The organism is Aliivibrio sp. SR45-2 (assembly GCF_963890165.1).
GTDB lineage: Bacteria > Pseudomonadota > Gammaproteobacteria > Enterobacterales > Vibrionaceae > Aliivibrio > Aliivibrio salmonicida.
The window spans coordinates 1-25,158 of sequence record NZ_CAWPRC010000175.1 but is presented as its reverse complement, the minus strand read 5'-3'; the positions used below and the strand labels follow the sequence as shown (position 1 = coordinate 25,158).

22 protein-coding genes are annotated in these 25,158 nt (G+C 40.5%); 9 read left to right on the top strand and 13 right to left on the bottom strand.

The annotated features are described in order from the left end of the window. A partial coding sequence (locus AACV33_RS16370) for an efflux RND transporter permease subunit (RefSeq protein ID WP_182700411.1) occupies window positions 1-162 on the top strand: 162 nt, incomplete at its 5' end. A gap of 101 nt (window positions 163-263) precedes the next feature. Then, window positions 264-830, top strand: coding sequence for a copper-resistant cuproprotein CopI (gene copI, locus AACV33_RS16365; RefSeq protein WP_065612157.1), 567 nt, complete (start codon window positions 264-266; stop codon window positions 828-830). Between the two features lie 69 nt (window positions 831-899). Here the strand turns inward: copI and AACV33_RS16360 are convergent, their stop codons facing one another. Beyond that, on the bottom strand, window positions 900-2,528 hold the full coding sequence (locus AACV33_RS16360; RefSeq protein ID WP_017023151.1) for a methyl-accepting chemotaxis protein: 1,629 nt from the start codon (window positions 2,526-2,528) through the stop codon (window positions 900-902). A 757-nt stretch (window positions 2,529-3,285) separates the two neighbouring features. Here AACV33_RS16360 and AACV33_RS16355 point away from each other — a divergent pair. Beyond that, window positions 3,286-4,317, top strand: a complete 1,032-nt coding sequence (locus tag AACV33_RS16355) for a hypothetical protein (RefSeq protein ID WP_012552014.1) — start codon at window positions 3,286-3,288, stop codon at window positions 4,315-4,317. A gap of 105 nt (window positions 4,318-4,422) precedes the next feature. Here the strand turns inward: AACV33_RS16355 and AACV33_RS16350 are convergent, their stop codons facing one another. The 7 genes from AACV33_RS16350 to hutC form a co-directional block, all read right to left on the bottom strand. Continuing rightward, window positions 4,423-4,674: a DUF2164 domain-containing protein gene (locus tag AACV33_RS16350; RefSeq protein ID WP_012552013.1), complete on the bottom strand. Its 252-nt coding sequence runs from the start codon at window positions 4,672-4,674 to the stop codon at window positions 4,423-4,425. Window positions 4,675-4,683: 9 nt separating this feature from the next. Next, window positions 4,684-6,000, bottom strand: a complete 1,317-nt coding sequence (locus tag AACV33_RS16345; RefSeq protein ID WP_182700410.1) for an MATE family efflux transporter — start codon at window positions 5,998-6,000, stop codon at window positions 4,684-4,686. Between the two features lie 137 nt (window positions 6,001-6,137). Continuing rightward, window positions 6,138-7,682, bottom strand: coding sequence for a histidine ammonia-lyase (hutH, locus tag AACV33_RS16340; RefSeq protein ID WP_182700409.1), 1,545 nt, complete (start codon window positions 7,680-7,682; stop codon window positions 6,138-6,140). A gap of 89 nt (window positions 7,683-7,771) precedes the next feature. Beyond that, the gene (gene hutU, locus AACV33_RS16335; protein WP_182700408.1) at window positions 7,772-9,466 is read right to left on the bottom strand and encodes a urocanate hydratase; all 1,695 of its coding nucleotides are present in this window, start codon (window positions 9,464-9,466) and stop codon (window positions 7,772-7,774) included. Between the two features lie 33 nt (window positions 9,467-9,499). Further along, window positions 9,500-10,534, bottom strand: a complete 1,035-nt coding sequence (gene hutG / locus AACV33_RS16330; RefSeq protein WP_182700407.1) for a formimidoylglutamase — start codon at window positions 10,532-10,534, stop codon at window positions 9,500-9,502. 8 nt (window positions 10,535-10,542) lie between these two features. Beyond that, the gene (gene hutI, locus AACV33_RS16325; RefSeq protein WP_182700406.1) at window positions 10,543-11,766 is read right to left on the bottom strand and encodes an imidazolonepropionase; all 1,224 of its coding nucleotides are present in this window, start codon (window positions 11,764-11,766) and stop codon (window positions 10,543-10,545) included. A gap of 172 nt (window positions 11,767-11,938) precedes the next feature. Next, window positions 11,939-12,643 carry a histidine utilization repressor gene (gene hutC, locus AACV33_RS16320; RefSeq protein ID WP_182700405.1) on the bottom strand — a complete coding sequence of 235 codons (705 nt, stop codon included), beginning with the start codon at window positions 12,641-12,643 and terminating at the stop codon, window positions 11,939-11,941. A 108-nt stretch (window positions 12,644-12,751) separates the two neighbouring features. Between hutC and AACV33_RS16315 the strand changes: the two genes are divergently transcribed. Continuing rightward, window positions 12,752-13,417, top strand: a complete 666-nt coding sequence (locus AACV33_RS16315) for a class I SAM-dependent methyltransferase (RefSeq protein ID WP_017023159.1) — start codon at window positions 12,752-12,754, stop codon at window positions 13,415-13,417. A 71-nt stretch (window positions 13,418-13,488) separates the two neighbouring features. On the opposite strand, the gene AACV33_RS16310 is transcribed toward AACV33_RS16315, so the two are convergent. The 5 genes from AACV33_RS16310 to AACV33_RS16290 all read right to left on the bottom strand — a co-directional run bounded on the left by AACV33_RS16310 (window position 13,489) and on the right by AACV33_RS16290 (window position 19,746). Beyond that, on the bottom strand, window positions 13,489-13,962 hold the full coding sequence (locus tag AACV33_RS16310; protein ID WP_182700404.1) for an FKBP-type peptidyl-prolyl cis-trans isomerase: 474 nt from the start codon (window positions 13,960-13,962) through the stop codon (window positions 13,489-13,491). Between the two features lie 24 nt (window positions 13,963-13,986). Beyond that, complete coding sequence (locus AACV33_RS16305) at window positions 13,987-14,610, bottom strand: thiol:disulfide interchange protein DsbA/DsbL (RefSeq protein WP_012552005.1); 624 nt, start codon at window positions 14,608-14,610, stop codon at window positions 13,987-13,989. 117 nt (window positions 14,611-14,727) lie between these two features. Beyond that, window positions 14,728-15,618 carry a peptidoglycan binding protein CsiV gene (locus tag AACV33_RS16300; protein ID WP_012552004.1) on the bottom strand — a complete coding sequence of 297 codons (891 nt, stop codon included), beginning with the start codon at window positions 15,616-15,618 and terminating at the stop codon, window positions 14,728-14,730. 87 nt (window positions 15,619-15,705) lie between these two features. Beyond that, window positions 15,706-19,161, bottom strand: a complete 3,456-nt coding sequence (gene mfd / locus AACV33_RS16295) for a transcription-repair coupling factor (RefSeq protein WP_182700403.1) — start codon at window positions 19,159-19,161, stop codon at window positions 15,706-15,708. A 15-nt stretch (window positions 19,162-19,176) separates the two neighbouring features. Continuing rightward, window positions 19,177-19,746: a hypothetical protein gene (locus AACV33_RS16290; protein WP_012552002.1), complete on the bottom strand. Its 570-nt coding sequence runs from the start codon at window positions 19,744-19,746 to the stop codon at window positions 19,177-19,179. A 183-nt stretch (window positions 19,747-19,929) separates the two neighbouring features. Between AACV33_RS16290 and lolC the strand changes: the two genes are divergently transcribed. From lolC to AACV33_RS16265, 5 genes are all read left to right on the top strand, one after another. Beyond that, a complete protein-coding gene (lolC, locus tag AACV33_RS16285) occupies window positions 19,930-21,138 on the top strand; it encodes a lipoprotein-releasing ABC transporter permease subunit LolC (protein ID WP_182700402.1) in 1,209 nt (402 codons plus the stop codon). Next, window positions 21,131-21,847, top strand: coding sequence for a lipoprotein-releasing ABC transporter ATP-binding protein LolD (gene lolD, locus AACV33_RS16280; RefSeq protein WP_017023165.1), 717 nt, complete (start codon window positions 21,131-21,133; stop codon window positions 21,845-21,847). Before lolC ends, lolD begins: the two co-directional genes overlap by 8 nt. Beyond that, a complete protein-coding gene (gene lolE, locus AACV33_RS16275; protein WP_182700401.1) occupies window positions 21,847-23,091 on the top strand; it encodes a lipoprotein-releasing ABC transporter permease subunit LolE in 1,245 nt (414 codons plus the stop codon). Before lolD ends, lolE begins: the two co-directional genes overlap by 1 nt. A gap of 133 nt (window positions 23,092-23,224) precedes the next feature. Next, window positions 23,225-24,583 (top strand): TackOD1 domain-containing metal-binding protein, encoded by a 1,359-nt coding sequence (locus tag AACV33_RS16270; protein WP_182700400.1) that lies wholly within the window; start codon window positions 23,225-23,227, stop codon window positions 24,581-24,583. After that, a partial coding sequence (locus AACV33_RS16265; RefSeq protein WP_182700399.1) for a glycosyltransferase family 2 protein occupies window positions 24,576-25,158 on the top strand: 583 nt, incomplete at its 3' end. The genes AACV33_RS16270 and AACV33_RS16265, both read left to right, overlap by 8 nt.

The window sequence follows — 25,158 nt, the reverse complement described above, 5'->3', positions numbered from 1 at the left end:
ATTCCAATTATGTATGGTTACGGTACGGGATCAGAAGTAATGCAGCGTATTGCAGCCCCAATGATTGGTGGGATGGCGTCGGCATTATTATTGACCTTAGTCGTTATCCCTGCGGTATTCAAATTATGGAAACAGCGTTTGTGTAAAGATTTTTCAGAATGAAATTTATATATAAATACGTTAAATAAATAAGAATATTAGTGATTTATGCCTGTAGTGGAATAAGTCACGTAATAAATAATTAAACAAAAAAGGAAATAAAAATGAAAAAAACAGTATTAGCAATAGCACTATCATTGGTAGCGAGTTCTGCAATGGCAGAAATGGACCACAGTAAAATGGATCACGGTTCAATGGATATGAAAGGAATGGACATGAGTAAGATGGATCATTCCAAAATGAATATGAAAGACATGGATATGAGCAAGATGGAAGGCATGTCTATGGACGATATGAATGCGGTAGGAATGCCAGCAACCGGCATGAAAGCAAATAAAGTCGTTCATGTCATTTTATCTGATGATATGAAAATTACCTTTAAAAAAGAAGTCGATATTGAACCTAATGATATCGTTCAATTTGTGATTATGAATACAGGTAAAATCGATCATGAGTTCTCAATTGGTAATGAAACCGAGCAATTAGAACACCGTGAAATGATGAAGAAAATGACATCAGGTCATGCACATGACAGTGGTAGCACAGTCACAGTTCAACCAGGTAAGGCAAAGCAAATTACGTGGCATTTCCATGGTGATAATAACGTAGAGTTTGCGTGTAATATTCCAGGGCATGCAGAAGCAGGGATGGTGAAGAAAATAACGTTATAAAAGACTGTTTTTAAGATAACAAAGCGGTAAGGTGGGTGGCCTTACCGCTTTTTTTATTGTGCCATCAAATTATAATTTGAAGAATGACAATTGTTGTTTTTGTTCTTCTGCTAATCTTGATAACTCAGAGCTTGCACTTGCACTTTGGCTAATGCCCGTGACGTTTTGATTCACAAGCTCAGACATATTAACGACATTGCGGTTAATATCTTGAGTTACTTGAGATTGCTCTTCAGCCGCAGTTGCAACTTGAGTGTTCATATCATTAATCGCATTGATAGATTCGGTAATACCAACAAGAGCATCACCTGCTTTTGCTGTTAGCTCTTTATTTAGCTCTAACATATCAAGGCTTGATTGCATGCTGTCGTTAGCTAAACCTGATTGCTCTTGAAGCGCTTCAATGATCGTTTGAATTTCTTGAGTTGATGATTGAGTACGAGCAGCAAGTAAGCGTACTTCATCAGCAACGACGGCAAAACCACGACCAGATTCACCCGCACGAGCAGCTTCGATAGCCGCATTGAGTGCAAGCAAGTTAGTTTGGTCTGAAACCCCACGAATCACTTCAACGACATTATTGATTTGTTCTGATTGCTCTTTTAGGCGATTAACAACAACAGCAGCATCAGTCAATGCTGAAGCCATTTTTTCGCTTGCTTCAGTACTTTGAGCAAAGATATCTAAACCTGCATGCGCTAATTCATTGGTTTCACGAGCTGTTTTATCAGCGGCAAGCGCATTATCACTTACGTTATCAGCAGTGCTTGATAGTTCATTGACTGCTGAAGCCACTTGTTCTATTTCGCTTAATTCTTTTTGCGAGTTTGATTCCGCTTCACTCATTACAGCGGCAAGTTCAGTAGACGCTGAAGCTACGCTTTCATTAATGTTACTTAACTCTTCAATGGTTGCTTGAAGCTGACGAGCCGTTGTATTGATGTCGTTACTCAGTTGAGCAATTTCATTATCACCATCGGCATCAGCTTGAACGGTTAAATCGCCTTCAGCTAAACGACGGATCAGTGATTGCAGCTTTTGGATAGGGTTTACGATTAACCCAGATAACCACCAAGCTGTAAGCAGTGAAATAATAAATACTGAAATGATAGTAATTGCTGCCGTATTTTTTACTTGAATGTTTCTTTCGTAGCTTTCATTCATTAGAACGTCAGAAAACTTATTTACCTGCTGAGATAGGTCATTAATGGTTTCTACCATATGGTTGCCTGTTTTACGGTATTCAGCAATCATCGAGTCTTGAGTTACGTTGTTTGAAAGACCTTGTTCTTTACGTGTACTGAAATCGATCATTTTTTTTGTGAAATCAACGTAGGCAGAAACGCTAGCACGCACTTTTTTTGCATCATTACTGAATGTTTTTTTATCTTCGATTTCATTAAGTAATTTATCAATCGATTTTACTTCGTTTTGCATTTGTACATAGTAGTTTTCTCGACGTGCCGAGTCATAAATCGCGTATACCGCACCAATACGTAATGGGTACACTTGGTCATCAATTTTTGCTAGTTGATCTTTATAGAAAACAAATGAGGTTGTGTTGTCAGCAATTGTGTCTTGTTCTTTTTCTAGAGTCGTCGCTGTATACCATAAAGAAGCAAAAAGAGCTAAAGCAGTAAACAGAACAGGGAGTAATATTTGTATACGAATAGATGTATTTTTAAGCGAAAATTGCATTTTCAACCTCTGGGATTTTGAGAAAAGTATAGTTAAGAACAACATCTCAATTAATATTTTGTCGAAATATAGACCTTTGTCACACTTCTGTCTAGGTCTGGTGCCTTTTTATTAAGAAATGTCAACTTTGTGGTTGATAAATGTACGATATTGATTGGTTTATCCTTGATGGTCTTATTATTGAAACAAATTTCTTGGTTTTCGGTGTAAAGTTGGAAAGTTTTTATTCATATGTAGGAAATAAAGTGAAATCCAATAATGTTTTTTGTATGAGCAGGGTAAGTACATTGGAAGTGAATATCATAAATCGTGAAATAAATGCTTTTCTAGCGAGTTATCGACTATTGAAAACTTTATTATTTGGATGAGAGATTTACATGAAAATACGGCAGGATTATGAAGACGTTTTTCTTATGATAATAGTTATTGAATGACTTACTGTAAATGAAACTAAACAGGCCGAGTTTTTCATTCGTTTGAGGTGAGAAAGAAGAAATCCCCCTAAATCAATATAAATACGTAATGAGCGAAAGTGTGCAGTTCATTGTTATAAGTGTTTAAAAGGACAAGAGATTGACTGAAGTGTCTTTACTTTTTGTAATCATGACGACGTTCAGTTCTTTACGAAGGGATTTGTACGTTTGTCTAACTTGTGTACAGAAATGATTCCAATGTAAATCATCCGTCTTAGAACCGCATTTTTGTTCGGCCGCCATCTTTGATACAATCACGCGCTTGTTTTTAGAAGGAGGGTTAAATGAAATTATTGTATTGGTTAGACGAGTGGTTAACTCACTCACGTTCAGAGCAACAAGCGCAACTACCGATGTCTGGGGGCGACTTACTTGATGATGTTTTTGTTAAGTATGAGTTTGTTGATTTGGATAAGCCATTACTGTTCACCTTTTCTCCTGCAGGGACCAATGTTCAGGAACAAGATATCAATGCTGATTTTGCCCCTTGGGGTTACCATTTAGCGCAAAAACAGCAGGTTAACATCATATCTTTCCAGCACTTGGGAAAAAGTAATTGGTTCCGCAACCGCAATTTAATCTTCTTTCTCGAACAATTAACCACTTTACTTGACCCCTTTACGTATCGTTTAGGATACGGATTGAGTCGTGGTGGTTTTGCTGTTGGTGCTTTTGCAAACTTACTAGAACTTGATCAAGTGTTGTTTTTCCACCCTGTTAGTACTAAAAATCAAGAGATTGCGCCTTGGGATGACAGATCAAGTACTGAGTTAGCACAGAAGTTTGATTGGTTAGGGGATTATCACGATCTTAATTTGGGTAAGGCAAAAGGCTACATTATTTATGACCCAACAAATAGGATAGATCGCTTACACGCCAAACGTTATCCTGAACTGACTCATCTAAGGGTCTTTGGTATGGGTCATGGTACCCACAGTACGTATTTGAATAAGTTTGGCTTTTACAAACAAGTTGCCGTGGATTTCATTCGTCACCAGAAAATTGATATTGCCCAATTTCGCCAACAAACGAAGACATTACGTTTTAAAGAAGATTATTATCAAAGGCTTAATAAGGCGAACTCTAGCTCTGAGCATCGTTTGGGATTGTTGAGTAAGGCACATAATATTCTTATCGATGAGAAGGAAGCACATGTGCAGGAACATCAGGCACAATTGGATGTACAGCCTCTTATCGATATTGCGCTTAAACATCAGGATGAACATCCACAGGATGCAATTCAACTGTTAGAAATGGCTTTGAAATTGGTTCCAGATGATCCTTTGGTAGAGCGTAAACTTAAGCAGCTGATTTAGGTTTTTACTGAGATTTCAATAATAATGGGTACCACTGTATTTGGTGGTGCCCTTATAGTTTTATTACTCAAGACTCAATTTTTACTGCTTCTGTTTTATTCTGAATTAATTTAACTCTTCAGCCATCTCTATTTCGTATATTTCATCAGCAATATCTTGTGTTTTACGCTCGATAATTGTTTGAGCATCCGCTAAGCCTTGATTATAAAACACAGGGCCAGTTTGTTTGATAATAAAATCTAACAAAAACTCACCATCAAACTGACCTAATTCCATATCGAGTTCTTGTTCAAAATAGCCTTGAAATTTGTGAATTAATTCATCTCGTTTATTTTTTGGTATCGTAATGGTGGTCATTCTATGTCCTTAGCGGTTATGTTTTTTTTGAAGGTTATGAACGGCTTTATTGTACATTATCCACGCCATTATCCCTGCCATCGTATTACCCACTAATGCACCCATGAATACACCATGTAACCCAAACAAGGTTGAACCTAGCCATATCATCGGTAAGAAACAGGCAAAAAGTCGCAGTATAGAAATGGTTAACGCTCGCATTGAAACCCCAAGCGCATTACAAACAGACACCATCAACATACAGATACCCAAAGAACTGAGGCTGATCGGAACCCACATAAGATAGGCCTGAATAACGCTGATTACATTACTGTCAGTGCTTAATAGGTTTGCTAAGGGTTTGGCTACAATGAATAACAAGATAGCAAGGCCGATCTGCCACGTTAATACAAACTTAGCGGCAATACGGATCAGCTTTTGAATATCATCGAACTGTTTAGCGCCTAGCATCTTTCCGACCATTGGTGGAATCGACATGGTTAACGCAAGTACAACAACAATAGCAAAAAATTCGATACGAGAAGCCATTGCCCAACCAGCAACCGCCGCTGCGCCAAATCCTGCAATGATTTTAGTCGCCATCATTGAAGAGAGTGGTGGCAATAATTGGCTCATCATCGCGGGTGACATAACAGCATTCAATTCTTTAATCGATTGAGCGATTGGCAGATCATGCCAAGAAAAAGAAATCCAATGACGTTTGAAAATAGAAGGAAGAATAATACAAAAGCCAATACTGAAAGAAAGGATTGTTGCCCACGCCGCGCCGTTTAACCCGAGATCAAAATGAAAAATAAAAATAGGGTCTAAAATCATGTTTAATATACTGGTAATTACCATCATTAAACCGGGTAACTTGGTGTCTCCATTTGCTCTACACACACTGTAAGCAAAGTAAATCATGGCACCAGTCCAACAGCTTGCTAACCAAACCGGCCAGTAGCTATCAATAACGGGGAAAACATCGGCTTGTGCTCCAAGCAACGAGAGAATAAGTCCACGAGAAAACCAAATAATCAAGCACATAGTGAATACCATTACAGCACCCAGAATTATGACTAATCCACCTAATTGTTTTGCTTTTTGAGGTTGTTGGGCGCCAAGAACTCGCGCAATAACGGCTGTCGTTGCTATGCCTAACCCAACTTGCAGACCAATAATTACCATTTGTAATGGCATGGTAAACCCTTGAGCGGCAAGAGGAAGAATACCTAGTTGTCCAATGAAAGCACTGTCGACTAATTGAAAGCTCATTAAAGAAAGTACACCAAACATCATTGGCCATGTCATTTGAAAAAGCTGTTTTGAAAGAGAAGGGGTTGGCATGATTATGAGGTGCTCAGTAAGTATTGATTGGTCATTGTACTGATTATAGAGCAAGACACAAATTCAGAAAGAAGATAGTAGAAAAAAGCCCTTATTAGCGAATCGACTTCGGTTTAAATAAGGGCTAAGTTTATCTGTTATTTATAAAATAAAATACTTGGCAATAATGATTCAGGCATTAGTTGATTGTATGTAGCCTCTAGCAATAGGGCGTTTGCTTTGGCAATGTCTGGTGCGAAATAACGGTCTTTGTCATAAAAATCGACACGTTCACGCAGCATAGCTTTTGCTTGTTCTATTTTTTCTGAGCTTTTGTTTGGAGCTCTGAAATCTAACCCTTGAGCCGAAGCGAGCAGTTCGACGGCTAATATCCCGCGTGTATTTTCGGCCATATCCCCTAAACGACGGGCTGCAAAGGTTGCCATTGATACGTGATCTTCTTGGTTTGCAGACGTTGGTAAACTATCAACAGAAGCAGGGTGAGCAAGGCTTTTGTTTTCACTGGCTAATGCTGCTGCGGTGACTTGCGCGATCATGAAACCTGAGTTTACTCCGCCGTTATCCACTAAAAATGGCGGTAATTTACTTAACCCACTGTCAATGAGGAGTGCCATTCGACGTTCAGACAAACTGCCAATTTCTGCAATGGCTAACGCTAGATTATCCGCAGCCATTGCGACAGGCTCTGCATGAAAGTTACCGCCAGAGATAATGTCGCCATCTTCTGCAAAGACTAAAGGATTATCCGATACAGAGTTTGATTCTATCTCTAATGTATCGGCAGAGTTTCTGATCTGTTGTAAACACGCGCCCATCACTTGAGGCTGACAACGCAGTGAATAGGGATCTTGTACTCGTTCACAGCATTGATGTGATAAGCCGATCTCACTGTTTTGTGCTAACAAATGGCGATAGCCTAATGCGGCGTCCATTTGGCTACGATGCCCGCGAACACGGTGAATTCTTGGGTCAAACGGTTTACGGCTGCCTAATGCGGCTTCAACTGTCATTGCACCACAGACCGTTGCTGCTGCATATAAATCTTCGGCAGCGAATAAGCCTTCTAGAGCAAACGCAGTAGAGGCTTGAGTTCCGTTCAGTAGCGCTAATCCTTCTTTTGGTGCGAGTGTTATTGGATCTAACTTTGCGATTTCTAAGGCTCTTTTACCTGAAATCACTTCGCCTTTATAACGGGCTTCACCTTCGCCCAATAAAACAGTACTCATGTGAGCTAAAGGGGCGAGATCGCCAGAGGCACCAACAGACCCCTTTTTAGGAATGCAGGGATAGACTTCAGAGTTAACTAATTGAATTAATGCATTTACCACCAGTGGGCGAATGCCTGAGTATCCGCGAGAAAGGCTGTTTACTTTCAGGACAATCATTAACCGAACGGTTGCGTCGTCCATGAATTGACCAATACCCGCAGCATGCGACAGAACAATACTGCGTTGCAGTGTTTCTAGATCTTCTTCTGCAATACAGGTATTGGCGAGCAACCCAAACCCGGTATTAATGCCATAAACGGTTTTACCGTCTCGGATCACTTGAGCCACCACCTCGGCACTGGTGATCATATCGGGTAAAGCGTCTGGATGAAGTGAAAGTTGAGTAGGGTGACGGCTAACTTCACGTAACTGTTTTAGAGATAACTTGCCTGGAATAATTTCTAATGAATACATAGTTCGTTTCTCGTTATGGTTGTGATACCAACTCGTGTAGCTAGGTTGGTATTCTTTATAATTATTTTTAATGTAGGGTTTATTGCTACTTATTTTGGTTCAGATAGCATTGGTAAATCTAAGTTTTGTTCTTTAGCACAATTGATTGCGATATCATAACCTGCATCCGCATGACGCATAACGCCTGTTGCAGGGTCATTATGGAGTACTCGGGCAACTCGTTCTGCTGCGTCATCGGTACCATCACAAACAATAACCATGCCTGAATGTTGGGAGAATCCCATGCCAACGCCACCCCCATGATGAAGCGATACCCAAGTAGCACCCGATGCGGTGTTAAGTAGGGCGTTTAGCAGTGGCCAATCGGATACGGCATCAGAACCATCCATCATGCCTTCGGTTTCACGGTTTGGACTGGCAACCGAGCCAGAGTCAAGATGATCTCGACCAATCACAATCGGTGCTTTTAACTCTCCATTTTTTACCATTTCATTGAAAGCTTTACCGAGACGAGCGCGATCTTTTAAGCCAACCCAACAAATACGAGCCGGTAATCCTTGGAATTGGATACGTTCACGCGCCATATCAAGCCAATTATGCAAATGCGGATTGTCAGGAATAAGCTCTTTTACTTTTTGATCGGTTTTGTAGATGTCTTCTGGATCGCCAGAAAGTGCCGCCCAACGGAAAGGCCCGATGCCTTCACAAAATAGCGGACGAATATAAGCAGGCACAAATCCTGGGAAATCAAACGCATTAATTACGCCTTCTTCTAATGCCATTTGACGAATGTTGTTACCATAATCTACCGTTGCTGATCCTGATTTCTGTAAATCAAGCATAGCTTGGACTTGAATCGCCATGGATTTTTTAGCTGCGATAACGACTGCAGGTTCGTCTTTTAAGCGCATTTCTGCCGCCTGTTCCATTGACCAACCTTGCGGTAAGTAGCCATTGAGGGGATCATGAGCGGACGTTTGGTCGGTGGTAATATCAGGTACAATACCGCGTTGAACGATATCGGCATACACATCGGCGGCATTACCTAATAAGCCAACAGACACGGGTGTACCAGACTGTTTTGATTCTTCTATTATTGCCAATGCTTCGTCTAATGTGGTGGCTTTGCGATCCACATAACCTGTGCGTAAGCGATAATCGATACGTGATTCATCACACTCAACAGCAAGCATTGAAAATCCAGCCATGGTTGCTGCGAGAGGTTGCGCGCCACCCATACCACCAAGACCGCCAGTTAATACCCATCGACCAGCGGCTTTACCATCAAAGTGCTGACGAGCCATAGCAACGAACGTTTCGTAAGTGCCTTGAACAATGCCTTGAGATCCAATGTAGATCCAACTGCCAGCCGTCATTTGACCGTACATCATCAAACCTTGCTTATCTAATTCGTTAAAGTGTTCCCAATTCGCCCAGTGAGGAACTAAGTTGGAATTGGCAATTAATACGCGTGGGGCATTAGTGTGAGTTTTAAACACACCAACAGGTTTTCCTGATTGCACCATTAAGGTTTCATCGTCTTCAAGGCGGGTTAGCACTTCTACAATTTTGTCGTAACATTGCCAATTTCTCGCTGCACGACCAATACCACCATATACCACTAACGCATGAGGGTGCTCAGCGACGTCTGGGTGTAAGTTATTCATTAACATACGAAGTGGGGCCTCGGTTAACCAAGACTTCGCCGTTAATGCAGTGCCTGTTGGTGCGATAATAGTCCGAGATTCATCTAGTCGAGGATTAGACGATGAGGTGTGTGTCATTGTTGCTCTCCTTGCTGTGATAGGCCGAGGCCATTATTTGTTGGTTTTCATGCCACGGGCGATAGTCCAAGCTAACCTTGCGGCTAAGCGTGCGGTTTGATTATCAATGTCAAAGTTTGGGTTGTATTCGGCCAGTTCAGCCAAACGTAATTTAGATCGACCTTTATGAGTTGAAGCCGATAAAATATCGACAATAAGCGATTCTATAATCTCGAATGGCACGCCTCTCACCGCTGGTGCACTAACCCCAGGGGCGACTGAGGAAGGAAAAACATCAATGTCGATAGTGAGATAGAGGTAATCGTTGTTCGCGATAAAGTCAGTTAACGTCTGCTTAACGTGAGATAAATTAGAATGGGTTAATTCGGTATCATCAAAATAAAGCACACCAAGCTCGTCTGCTTTTTGATAAAGGGCTTGTGTATTACTGCCACGATTTAGCCCTAAACAGGCATAATTAAATGGCCAATCGTTAGCGTCACAATATTGAGCGATTTGATGAAAGGGAGTGCCAGAGCTACCAATGCGTTGATGCGATAATTGATCTGACTTGTCATTCGATGTTGGCGGATTTCTTAGATCGAAATGGGCATCAAAATTAATGATCCCAATGCGTGGTGGTTTATCCTCTTCAGGCGTTCTCTTCTGTTTTAAATGACGCGCAAGCCCTTGGAATGATCCCCATGCCACTTCATGACCACCGCCAAAAACAATGACTTGCTGTTGATTGGACAGGGCGTGTTCAACCGAGTCACCAAGTTGTTGCTGCGCTAACTCAAGATTGTCGTCATCACAATATACGTCACCGCCATCAAAAACAGAGCCTTGATGGTGCCAAGCGAGATTCGCTAATGCACGGCGGATCGCTTGCGGTGCAAAATAAGCACCAACACGACCTTTGTTGCGAGAAACACCTTCGTCACACGCAAAGCCAATAAGAGTGATCCCATCGTGAGATGAGTGAGTTAAAGGGGTTATTTTTTGATGCCAACGTAAACCGAGTTCGCCATCTTCAAGGTCAACTCTGCCATGCCAAACGGACATATCAATCGTATGATTATCTTTCATGAGTTCCCTTAATTATAAAAAATGTCACCATTAACCACTCTGGCAATAAGATCAGGAACGCCTAAGCGATAAGAGAGCTCGGCGGGTGAATCCAATTGCCACAATGCAAAGTCAGCCTCCATGCCGACAGATATTTGTCCACGAGAGCTTTGTAAGCCAAGGGCTTGAGCTGCATTACAGGTAACACCGCGCAGAGCTTCTTCTGGGGTTAATCTGAACAAGGTGCAGGCCATGTTCATCATCATCCGTAAAGAGGCGATTGGAGACGTGCCGGGGTTAAAGTCTGTCGAAATCGCCATTGGTACATGGTGTTTACGTAATAAGTCGATGGGTGGCAGCTGTGTTTCTCGCAAAAAATAAAATGCACCGGGAAGAAGTGTGGCAACGGTACGATGTTTAGCTAAAGACTTAACCCCATCGTCATCAAGGTATTCAATATGGTCAACAGAGTCTGCGCCCATTGAGGCGGCTAAGGCGCTGCCACCTAGGTTTGATAATTGTTCAGTGTGCCCTTTTATGCCTAATCCATGTGTTAACGCAGCATCGAAAACACGTTGACATTGTTCTACTGAAAACCCAATCCCTTCACAAAATACATCAACGTGATCCGCTAACTTTTGTTCGGCTACCGTAGGAATGATTGAGTCACAAATTAAGGTGATGTAATCGTCAGGCTTGTCTTTGTATTCAGGAGGAAGAGCGTGCGCTGCCAATAAGGTAGAGGAGACTTTCATATCTGGTAATTTAGCAATACGTTGGGCGACTCGGAGCATTTTTAGTTCATCATTAAGTGTTAAGCCATAACCCGATTTAATTTCGACAGTAGTGACGCCGTCACGTTTAAGTCCTTCTAAGCGTTGAACGGCCAAATGGTACAATTCATCTTCACTGGCCTGTCGAGTCGCGTTAACGGTCGATAAAATACCACCGCCTTGCCGTGCGATTACTTCGTAAGGGATACCTTGTAAGCGTTGCTCAAATTCATGAGATCGGTTGCCTGCAAAAATAAGATGAGTGTGACAATCAATGAAACCCGGAGTGATTAAGGCATTGCCACAATCAATAACATCAGGATGACCATGAAATATCTCGGGGCAGGAGTGGCCAACGTATTCAACTTTTCCATTCGTTACGCCTACCATTGCATCTTGGATAATTTGATAGCCATCATTTGGCGTAGACAGATCGGTTTTCATTGTGACTAGGTTAAGATTCGTAAAAATTCTATCCATGAGTATCTGCCTATGTAAATTAACGGATAAGTTAATATGTATATACAAATAAATAGACGTTTTTAATCGATAAGGCAAGATGGGTTGTAATGGAATTGTGATCAAAAGAGTAATTGTTGACCATTTTAAATCTAAATTTGAGAAGATACTCCGGTCAGTATCTTCGAGTTTTTTATACTTTAGTACGAGAGGTTAACTTGTATCTGTCTCCGGGATGGTACAAAAGAGCGACGCTAATAAGGTTATGTTCGCTCCACGTTCTGCGGTTAAGTAATAAACAAGGGATATAAGCATCCATGTCTAGTAACTCAACAATATGAGGAGAAGCAATGATGGCTTCAACAGAATGCTCAATGTCGCTTAAAGGGCAAGTTTGGACTAAATACTCGTTAGGTGTTTGTTTAGTAAAGTCTTGTTCTATATAGCTTGGTGCAAAGTTTGGATTCACCCAACGCTCTTCAATTTGAATCGGTCGATTATTCTCGTAATGAACGATTTGGGTAAAGTAAACAATGGTATTGTTTCTAACACCAATTTGAAGCGCGATGTTGCCATTGGCTTCAATTGATTGCTGAACAATTATTTTATTGGTGTAATGATTACCTCGATTACAAATTTCTGTCGCTATATTACGGATCTCCATCAACGGTGATTCGGCTTTTTTATGGCAAACAAATGTGCCTAAACGAGGAGTACGTTGTAATAAGCCTTCTGTAACTAATTCTTTTATCGCTTTATTTGCTGTCATACGACTGACTGAAAATTCATCGGCCAATTCGATCTCTGTCGGTATTTTAAAACCGACAGGCCAATCTCTGGTTTGAATTTTTTCATTCAAGTATTGTTTGATCTGTTGGTACCGAGGAAGTTGGTTCATCAGGTTCACTTATTAAATTGACTATACAAATAAAAGCAGGTTTTGAAACGACTTACAAGAAAATAATCATTCATTATTAATTTATACGGTGTAGGTAACGTTAAGCGGATGAAAAGCAAAGCCGGGAAGAGTACACTCTCTGAACATAAAGACAGAGCAGGTAACAACGTGCATTTATTAGATAGACTGACGATTCGCCTTTTTCATGATGAAAGACAAAAGCAATTTTCAGGTGATCATGCGAGGAGTTTAGGTTGGAATTCAACTGAGTCTCAGTTTTTGCGTTTTAAAACGATAGCGAATGCATTGAGCTTTGAGAATAAGCGCGTACTCGATTTAGGTTGTGGCTATGGTGATCTTAAAACCTTTTTAGACATGAGTTGCTGTGTTAAGTCGTATGTTGGGGTTGATCAACAATCAAGTTTTATTAAACAAGCTAAGAAACAGTTTGAGCTGCAAGATAATTGTGAATTTATTAAAGGGGATTTTTCTTCTAAAAAATTACCGGTAGCCGATATTGTTGTGGCGAGTGGTTCGTTAAATTATCGTGCGAGAAACAAAACCTATCATGCTAAAGTTATACGCGATATGTATGAAAAAGCGGAAGAGGCTGCCATTTTTAACTTGTTAGATAGCAAATACTTTAAAAAAAGTCGGTTATTAGAAGCTCATGATCCTAAGCAAGTGTTTAATTACTGTTTAAGTTTATGCCCAAACAGTCAGTTAATTACGGGTTATGCCGATGAGGACTTTACGATAGTCATGCGTAAGTAAATTTAGATGGCTTAGATATAAAAATGGCTAATCAAAGGATTAGCCATTATATAATTTCAGCTTAGAAATGATTATTTAAAATCTAATAATTCCACTTCAAAAATCAGAACTGCCCCCGGCTGGATAGAGCCTGCAGAGCGATTACCATAAGCTAAGTTACTTGGGATAAAGAAGCGCATCTTTTGGCCAACAACCATCAATTGAACACCTTCCGTCCAACCTTTGATTACTTGTCCTAAGCCAAATTCAATTGGCTCACCACGCTCTACTGAGCTATCAAATACATTACCGTCAATTGTTGTACCGTGGTAATGCACTTTTACTTTGCTTTTTGCTGTAGGGTGCTCAGTGCCCGTACCTTCTTCAAGTACTAGGTACTGAAGTCCAGATTCTGTCGTCTTCACGCCTTCTTTAGTGGCATTTTCAGCTAAAAACGCTTCACCAATTTTGATGTTTTCTTGGGCAAGTTTTGGGTTGCTTGCAAAACGTTGAAACAGCATATAACCAAGTACGATAAGCGCAATAGTGATGATGATTTTAGACACGTTATTTCCTTATGTTTAAATAAATTACTTTTCTAATAGGTAACGGATAGTTTCAGCGATTTTCTTAGGGTCGTCATGACCACCAATTAATACGTTGTATTTACCATTAACCACAAAAGTAGGGACTGAACTGATACCTGATTGCTCAGACAGCATTTTTGCATTATCTACTTTTTGGATAAGAATATCACGTTGCTCGTCATTAAAATCGTAAGGACTTGTTAGGCCACGAGAGGTGAATGCTTTCGAGTACGCTTCTTGTTGTTGAGTTAGCGTTGTACCTTCACCCATTTGCGTTGCTGCAAATAAGTCTTCCATGAATGCGTGATCTGGTGTGCCTTCAACTTGCATGTCTGCCGCGTAGTAGAACATTGCTGCTACATGCGCTGATTGGTTAAAGGTAATGTGCATTTTATCAATGTCAGTACCGGCTTCTTGGCTAATTACTGGCAAGAAATTTTCCATGTTACGGCAGTGGCCACAAGATAATGCGAAAACTTCCGTTACTGGAGCCATATTTGCACCCGCTAATTCAGCAGGAAGCACTTCGTATTGAACGCCTTCTTTTGGTTCATTACTGTCGCTACAAGCGGTTAAAAAAAGTGCAGAAGAAAGGATAAGTAGCAGTGGTTTAATGATAGATTTCATGTGAATTCTCATAGGTAATTATTTCGAATGAAAATAGCATGAATTGAGATAAGTAGAAATAAAATAGGACAACAAATGTCGTCCTATTGAGTAAATTATTGTAAAGATTTTACAGAGTTACACTTTACGTACCTGAATGATCATTCCCATTAAAGGGTGGTCAATATAGTGTGTTTCGCCACTGCGCATTTGACGCTTTTCTTTCATGCGGTATGACTTTAAAAATTCTTTTACTTCAGTTTCTGGGGTAACACTCTCTAAATGACCCAGTTGAACATCTGCGTTTGGATCTTCTTTAATCGCTAGTGATGAGTTTTCATCGATAATGTTTGTGTCTTCGTTTACTTCAACGTCAGTGATTTCTTTTTCTTCGATTGGCGTGTTAACGATAAACTCATGCTGACCAGGGACTTTTAAGTCTAACGTTGTTTTCACATACAAATAATGTTGAACATAGACTTGCATTGTGCCATCTAACTCAAGAAGTGAGCCTGACGTGTCCGCTACTGGCTCTGTGACTTCAGTTTCGGTAATAGCCGTTTCTGAGGTGTCGACTTTCTTTTCAATAGCAACGGGTGCGTTTAAAGGGGTTAAAGCTAAATCAGCCTTAGCATCTGCAATCGTACGTCCATCCGCCACAAAACGGTCTGAGAAATCTTGACCAGCTTGAATATGGAAAATAGGAGAGCGAGATGAACCACGGTCACCTTGTCGCCATGCCACATGAACCAGAGGTTTAAAACCTGCGTGGTTTTGCAGTTTGGTGTAAACATTATTTAACTTATATTGAGATAAAGACAATAGACGAGCCCCATTTTGGCTCATCATAGCACTATCGCGGTATGAGAATGCGCGTTCTAAGTTGATTGGGTCTAAAACATCAGGCCATGATTCTTGATAAGACGATGGCTCTACATTTCGCTTGAAAATGATGACTTCAACATCAAATTGGCGAGCAAATGAAGGCCAGCTTGCCAGTAAAATCAACGCGTAAATTATTTTTTTCATTCATACTCCAGTGAAGAATGCTTTTTTGTACGCCATGAGATCTGTGATCGCCATGGCTTGATTATTCTTATTTTATGTAACTATTTACTAGATTCTATTTTCGTTAAACAAATTGAGCAAGTCCATTACGTATTTAATTCGCACTTGTCTCTCTGTTAAGTCTTTTATAAATTTAATTTTAGTCGGTCCATCTAAAGCAAACCCGGTTGGGTCTTTTTGCAGTAATCCAACTAAGAACATTGGATTAATGTCTGCCGTTGGTTCAAATTCGATGTAACCGCCATTGCCGTGAGCTTCCAATTTCTTCACTTTTATCGATGCAGCAAGCATTTTAACTTCTGCGCTGATTAATAATGTTTGCGCCGCTTCAGGTAAAGAACCAAAACGGTCAATGATTTCAACTTTAAGCTCATCTAATTCGCCATTGCTTGAAACACTAGCAATACGCTTATAGAGAGACAGTCGAGTATTGACATCTGGGATGTATTCTTCTGGAATTAACGCGGGTAAACGTAATTCGACCTCGGTTTGTTCTCGTAATAAATCATCTAAAGAGGGCTCTTTGCCTTCTTTTAATGCTTCAACGGCTTGTTCTAGCATTTCCATGTAAAGCGTAAAACCAACGGATTGGATTTGTCCACTTTGTCCATCACCCAGTAATTCACCCGCACCACGGATTTCTAAATCGTGTGTTGCTAGAGTAAAACCGGCTCCTAAGTCTTCAAGAGACGCGATAGCATCTAAACGCTTAACGGCATCTTTGCTTAGTGCTTTTGGATGAGGCGTTAGTAAATACGCATACGCTTGGTGGTGAGAACGACCAACACGCCCACGCAGTTGGTGTAATTGCGCTAGACCCAGTTTATCGGCACGTTCCATAATAATGGTATTGGCCGTTGGAACATCGATACCGGTTTCGATAATGGTCGTACAGACTAAAACATTAAAACGTTGATGATAAAAATCACCCATGATGCGCTCTAATTCACGCTCACGCATTTGACCGTGAGCCAAAGTAACTCGCGCTTCAGGGATCAGGTTTTCAATGTCTTTCGCCGCGCTTTCAATGGTCTCTACATTATTATGTAAGACATAGACTTGGCCACCACGTTTGATTTCACGAAGAATCGCTTCTTTAATGACATCATCGGCTTTTTCACGCACGAAGGTTTTGATCGCTAAACGACGAGCTGGAGGCGTTGCGATGATAGATAAATCTCGCATGCCACTCATTGCCATGTTCAAGGTTCTTGGAATTGGCGTCGCGGTTAGGGTCAGAATATCAACATCCGAACGCATTGCTTTTACTTTTTCTTTTTGACGAACGCCAAAGCGGTGTTCTTCATCCACAACCAATAAACCAAGATCATCAAATTTAATACTGTCTTGTAATAATTTGTGCGTACCGATCAGAATATCAACTTTACCTTCAGCAGTTGCCGCTAAAATTTCTTTTTGTTCTTTGGCTGATTTGAATCGAGATAATACTTCCACACGAATAGGGAAGTTAGCGAAACGGTCTCGGAAATTTTCAAAATGCTGTTGAGCAAGTAGGGTAGTAGGAACTAATACGGCCACTTGTTTTTCATTGTTTGTTGCTAAGAACGCGGCACGCATTGCGACTTCTGTTTTACCAAAGCCAACATCACCACAAACTAGACGATCCATTGCTTTTGCTTGGCACATATCAGATAAAACGTCGTTAATCGCAATTTCTTGGTCGTGCGTTTCTTCAAACGGAAAGCTTGATCTGAAATCAGCGTAAGCTTCTTTATCTTGTTTAAAGGCAAATCCAAGTTTAATGGCGCGCTTGGCGTAAACATCCAATAGCTCTGCGGCTACATCGCGGACTTTCTCAGCGGCTTTACGACGAGCTTTGCCCCATGCATCACTGCCTAGCTTACTGATTGGTGCAGAATCATCTGCGCCGGCTGAGTAACGGCTAATGAGATTAAGTGAAGACACGGGAACATACAGTTTCGTTTCGTTTAGGTACTCTAACATCATGTATTCAGCTGGCATATCACCAACATCTAATGTTTGAAGCCCCATATAACGACCAATACCGTGATCTAAGTGAACGACAGGTTGACCGACTTTTAGTTCAGCAAGGTTACGAATGATGGTATTGCTATTAACGGCTTTGTTATCACCACGTCGACGACGCTGTATTACGCGCTCACCCAGTAGGTCACTTTCACAAATAAAGGCAACACATGGGTTTTGAAGAATGAAACCATGCTCAGCAGAACCGATCACTAATGTCGCTTTGTTATTATGCGCTACGGCGTCTTTTAAGGAATCACAAATAGAAGGTTTTAGCTTAATACGTGCTAATAATTCTAATAATGCTTCTCGGCGACCTTCTGATTCAACAGAGAAGATGACTTGGCCACTGAATTTTTCGTAGAACTGACGGAATTGAGCAAACGGTTCTTTATTCTGATGTTGAATAGCAATTTCAGGCAATTCTAATAAATCAGGATTAAAACGACCGGCTTTTTCAATCTCAGGTTCTTTCGCTAATTTGATTCGTGGATAGTGTTTGAAGAAGCCAAACATATCGGTCGTTCTTAACCACAATTCATTCACAGGAAGAAGAGGGCGAAGAGGATCAACACGACGTTGCTCGTAACGATATTCAGCATCCGCTAAGAAATCATCTGCGGCTTTTTCAATATCACCAATCGTCACTAATAACGTGTTGTCTGGTAGATAATCAAATAGGGTTTCTGTTTCATCAAAAAACAGAGGTTGCCAGTATTCGATACCAGCAGGCCAAGCCCCTTTACTGATTTGTTGATAAACCGATTCTGGTTCACGGCGCGCATCAAAACGCTGACGCCAACGAATACGGAAATCTTCAATCGCTACATCATCCGTTGGGAATTCGTGAGCAGGGAGTAGATTGATTGATTTTACTTCTTCAATCGTGCGTTGATTATCAGGGTCAAACTGACGGATGGTATCAATTTCATCATCAAAAAAGTCGATACGATAAGGCAGAGAATTCCCCATTGGGAATAAATCTAATATGGATCCTCGGCTTGCGTATTCACCATGACTCATGACTTGATCAACGTGCAAGTAGCCTGATTTTTCTAATTGCAGTTTGAGTTTATCAAACGACAGATGATCACCTACTTTTACTACTAAGGCGTGCTTGTGCAGAAAAGATTGTGGTGATTGTCGCTGCAATAAGGTACTTACCGGAACGATTAGCGTGCCATTCTTCTGCTTAGGCAAATGATATAAGCGCGATAAGCGATCTGAAATAATGTCCTGATGCGGTGAGAAACTGTCATAAGGAAGTGTTTCCCAATCAGGAAAAACTTCGACAGACTGTTGGCTAAATTGGTTAATTTCATTTTGTAAACGAAACGCCAATTGTGGCTCGGTAACCGCAACCACGATAGGACCAGTGTGTTGTTGCTCTATCTCTGCAATAGCAAGTGCAAGAGATGAGCCCGTTAGATTACCAACAGAGCGGGTATCATTGGCTTTTGTTGGTAATGATAATGACAGTAAATTAGTAATAGGCATCAGGATATTCAATAATTAAGTTAAGTTGCGTTCTTGAGCGCGAAGTTTTAGGATTTTTTGTTGTTGAAAGAGCGCCGCTTTTATTAGCAAATCTTGATCAATATCGCGTAGGCGATCGTAGCTCATTTCAATCATAAATCCAGAGTCTGTTTCTTGGCATAGTGTCACACTTGCATAGCAATAAATTGCCGCTGGTGGGTGCTCTAAAAACAATTTCACACGTGTGTGTTGGCCTTGAATTAGTGGTGTTTTACTTTCAAAAGTAAACTTACTTGCGCCAAACGTGGTGGTTTTATAACGATAATCTTTGTTGTCTTGTTGAATTAACAAGTAAGACAGAAGAAGGTTTAGTTTTTTGTCTTGGTTGTTCAGGTAGCTAGCAAGGCGCTTTCCATCATCTTGTTTTAAGAAAGAAAGTTCGCGTTCTGAAACATCATCAAGTGCACTGCATTCTTGTGCGACTCGAAAGGGCGCAGGGATTTCACGTTCAAACGTGTCCATGTTTGGTAATGAATCATCTACAGCAAGAGGTTCTACATTGATCGTTAGATCATAGTGAACCGAAAAGTATTCATTGTGTGACATAAACGACCCTCTATTTATTATTCTCTGATTATGGCGAAGTCAATGCGCATCAGCAAGTGTTTAATCTTAGGTAAGATAGTAAAAAAAGGAATAAATACCAGTATTTTACGTGATAGACTGTGCCCCTAAGTTGCTTGGGTATACCCATTATTATCACTATTCTAAGTGTGATTGAGAGAATTTATGTTTCATCCAGTATCAGTATTTATAGGATTACGATATTTAAGAGGACGTTCTGGCGATAGGTTCAGTCGTTTTATCTCTTATATGTCAACCGCAGGTATCACGATTGGCGTGTTATCTTTGGTGACCGTATTGTCGGTTATGAATGGGTTTGAAGGACAACTTAAAGATCGTATTTTAGGGGTGTTACCTCAAGCGGTTATTTCAAATGAAAGCGATCAAATTATCCCATCGGATGATGACCGAAATTACGTGGCAAGTTTGCCCCATGTGACTCAAGTTACGCCAGTCGTTCGAGGGGAAGCGATTATTCAAAGTGCGAAAGGTTTAAGCGCCGGCATGCTTGTTGGTATTGACCCAGATGAATATGATCCTATTGCCTATGAATTAATTTCTGGCAATATCCGTCAATTGGCGGCAGGAGAATACGGTATATTTCTTGGCTCGAAGTTGGCTCGTGAATTAAATGTTCGTTACGGTGATACGGTGCGAATAATGGTAACTAACGCCAGTCAATATACACCTTTAGGTCGAATTCCTAGCCAGCGCAATTTTAAAGTGGTGGGTGTATTCAATACGGGCTCGGATGTTGATGGTCAGTTAATGGTCGCAAATATTCAAGACACTGCGCGTTTAATGAAGCTTAAAAAAGGCAATATTACTGGATGGCGTTTATTTTTCGATGACCCCTTCCAAGTCACTGAATTGGCTAAATTGCCTCTAAAAAACGAGATGACATGGAGTGATTGGCGCGATCAACGCGGTGAATTATTTCAAGCGGTAAAAATGGAAAAAAATATGATGGGCTTAATGCTTGGTCTGATTGTTGCCATTGCCGCGTTTAATATCATCTCCGCTCTTATTATGGTGGTGATGGAGAAACAAGCGGAAGTCGCAATTTTAAAAACCCAAGGAATGACAAGTAACCAAGTGCTGTCTATTTTTATGGTGCAAGGCGCAAGTAGTGGTGTGATTGGATCGATTGTTGGTGGTGCATTAGGTGCATTATTTGCCAGTAACATAAATGTTATCCTTTCTACATTTGGGTTATCTTTATTTACTGTTGGTGGTTCTTTACCAGCAGAGGTTGAACCATTACAAGTGTGTGTAGTCATTATTCTAGCCATTTTATTAAGTTTATTAGCGACCGTATTCCCATCTTATCGAGCGGCAGTCGTACAACCAGCAGAGGCATTAAGATATGAGTAACCCATTATTAGTTTGTCAGGGTATTCGTAAGGTTTACCAAGAAGGCACGATGGAAACGGAAGTGCTTAAAGGCGTTGATTTTCAAATTAATGAAAGCGAATTAGTTGCGATTGTTGGTTCGTCAGGTTCCGGTAAAAGTACATTACTTCACATTCTTGGTGCGCTTGATGATCCTACTGCGGGTACGGTGTATTTCCAAGGCAATGAATTAACGAAATTGAGTGCAAATAAGCAAGCAAAAATCCGTAACCAACATATTGGGTTTGTGTATCAATTTCATCACCTTCTTTCTGATTTCAGTGCACTAGAGAATGTAGCGATGCCGTTATTAATCGGTGGTATTAATAAGAAAGAAGCAACGAAAAGAGCGACAAAATTGCTTGAAAAAGTGGGCCTTGCTCATCGTATTGAGCACCGTCCATCTGAACTTTCTGGTGGTGAACGCCAACGTGTTGCGATTGCACGTGCCTTAGTGAATAAACCTGCTCTGGTATTAGCTGATGAACCTACCGGTAACTTGGACCATCAAACGGCATTGGATATTTACAATCTCATGCGTGAGTTGAATCAAGAGTCAGGCACTGCATTTTTAGTGGTTACTCATGATACGGCTTTGGCTGCTAAATTGGATAAGCAATTAAGTATGCAAGATGGACGTTTTATTACTGAAACGGTTCGCTCTAATCTAGTTCAAGACCAGGAGGCGTAATGTTCTCTCCGCTTTCTCTCTTTATTGGAGGTCGTTTTGCTCGAGCAAAGCAACGCAATAAAATGGTGTCGTTCATTTCAATCTCTTCAACGCTAGGCATTGCGATTGGCGTGGCGGTGATCATTATTGGTCTTTCTGCCATGAATGGATTTGAACGAGAGTTGCAGAATCGAGTGTTGTCGGTTATTCCTCATGCTGAGCTTGAAGGGGTAAAAAAACCGATCACAGATTGGCAAACTATGATGCAGCAAGCCAAGCGGCACCCTAAAGTGATAGGGGCCGCACCTTATGTTCGTTTTACTGCGTTATTAGAAAGAGGCAGTAAATTAAAAGCGGTTGAAGTGAGAGGGGTTGATCCTGTCTTGGAAACTTCAGTATCTAAGTTACCTGAATACATTAATAAAGGGGCTTGGGAGTCGTTTTCCGCGCATAAGCAAAGTGTGATTTTAGGGAAAGGCGTTGCTGATACCTTAAACGTTAATGTTGGAGATTGGATCACGGCGTTGATCCCTGACGAGAACAGCGATAAGCAATTGCGTTCACCAAAGCGTCAACGTTTGCAAGTTGTGGGATTATTGTCACTTGGTGGGCAAGTTGATCACGGTTTAGCGATTATTCCTCTGCAAGATGCACAACAATACATTAATTTAGGTAAAGCCGTTTCTGGTGTTTCTTTGCAGGTGAATGATGTATTAGAAGCACAAGACATAGTAAGAGAAGTGGGCGGAACACTAACCGAATATGTGTATTTACGTAGCTGGATTCAAAAATATGGTTATCTATACCGAGATATTCAACTTGTACGCTCAATCATGTACCTTGTGATGGTTTTAGTTATTGGGGTGGCTTGTTTTAATATCGTCTCGACGTTAATGATGGCAGTAAAAGATCGCTCTGGCGACATCGCTATTTTAAGAACAATGGGAGCAACCGATGGGTTAATTAAACGCATCTTTGTCTGCCAAGGTATCTTCTCTGGTGTGACGGGGAGTATCGCAGGCTCCTTGTTGGGATCATTAGTTGCATTGAATTTAACGCCAATGATTAAAGGGCTTGAATCTTTAGTTGGTCATCAATTCTTATCGGGTGATATCTATTTTGTTGATTTCTTACCTTCACAATTAGTGTGGAGCGATGTGGCTATTGTAACTTGTACCGCGATTCTATTAAGTTCAATTGCGACATGGTATCCAGCCAGAAAAGCAAGTCAATTGCACCCAGCTGCGGTACTCAGCGCGAAGTAAGGCCGTTTGATTTATACAAAGGCTTCTAATTATTAGGGGCCTTTTTTATGTGAAAAGAGAAAGTGTAGCTATAATTAAACGATGAACGGTAAAGGAATTACCTACATATTGTCTTATTTTATGAGGTAATAGTATGAATTCAAAAGTTAATAATGAAGCACTTATTTATGTTGTCGGTAACGATATTCCGATCAATAAAAATGAGATTAACTTTGTTTATGTTAATAGCATTGAAGAATTGGCACTAGAAACCCCTGCGATTTGCATCCTATCGTTATCTCCTAAAGATCAAAATAACGCCTTACTGTATTTACATACTCATTTACCGATTTGGAATGGACTTTTGTATGTATTGCAAGAGAGTTTATTGAGTCCATATTTATCTGATGGTATTTGGAATCCGTTTAATTACCAAGATCGTTGGGTATTACATCAAGAGAAGCTCACCTTAATTCAAAAGGAACCTGCGGATAAATTACTTGCGTGGTTGTGGTTAGCTCCTCATCGCCGTTTATCTCCAATATGCCAAAGTGATCAACAAGCGATTTATAACTATCCTTTATTTAATTGTTATTCAAAAGTAGAGGACAGTCCTTATCATTATCTTCAATTAGCAGACAAAATGGGGTATCTAGAGAAAGAAAAAACACTCGATAAAATTAGATTATGTCCGTCATGCAATAGTGGGCATTTGAATTACATTGAGACTTGTCCCGCATGCAAAAGCACAAATATTGATGAAATCATTTCTCTGCATTGTTTTACATGTGGTCATATCGATAAGGAAGAAAGTTTCACCAAAAAAGAGAAACTAGAATGTTCTAATTGTTTCACTAAATTACGTCATATTGGTGTGGATTACGATAGACCATTAGAGCGCTATCATTGTGGTGATTGTCATTTATCTTTCTCTGAATCTGTCGTGAGAGTTCGTTGTTTATCTTGCTTTGTTGTCAATGAAGTTAATGACTTAGTGGTTCGTCCAATTCACGAATTTAAAATAGGAGAGCAAGTGAGTAATTTAATGATGTATGGAAGACGAGCTGTAGAACAAGAGTTAACACTCAATGGTTTGATCGATAAAACATCATTTCATAACTTACTTGTTTGGATTAATAAATTAGCGCTTAGGCATGAACAAAGTCATGTTTTACTCGGCGTGAAAGTGTCAGGGATAGAAAACTATACTCATCAATTTGGTGAAATTAAACGGTTGCAATTGATTGATACAATATCAAATAATTTTAATGGGATTTTAAGAGATACCGACATTTGTTGCCAGTATGACAATGAGATATTGTTACTTCTCATGCCAATGACACCGACAGATTCCAGTCCGATTATTGAACATAAAATTAAAGGTATTGCGGATAGCATTGAGTCGGATCTGATTGATCTTAATGTGTATATCTGGTCTTTGCCTGACAAGCAATTACATAACAATGCTTCAGGATGGTTAGCCACGCATTTTGAGGCCATAGCTCATGGGTGAGTTTCAATATGTGCTTCATACCATTACGGGGACACTTGGCGCGTATTGGGAACTTATTCTTACGTTTATACCCATCATGTTGGTTGTTGAAGTCCCGCTAATGTTGTTTGTTTTTATTGGTGTTTTACGCTGGTCTTGGCGTGATAATCATTCGGTAGCTAATGTGTCGCCATCCATAAGCTTTGTGATCACTTGCTATAGCGAAGGTGATGGGATTACCCAAACGATTGATACACTTGCTGAACAAATATACCCCGGTGAAATTGAAATATTGATCGTTGTTGATGGGGCGAAACAGAACCCAACGACTTATCATGCGGCGTTAAATGGGGTTTACAGACATCAATCGAGAGAAAACAGAACATTAAAAGTATTGCCTAAATGGCAAAGGGGAGGACGAGTCTCAACCTTAAATGCAGGATTAGCAGAAGCAAAAAACGATCTTGTGATTAATGTCGATGGTGATACGTCGTTTGATAATGATGTTGCACTGCGGTTTGCAAAATCGTTTTCAAATCCTAATGTGATTGCGTGTGGTGGCGCATTACGAGTTCGTAATCGTGATGAGAGTTTTT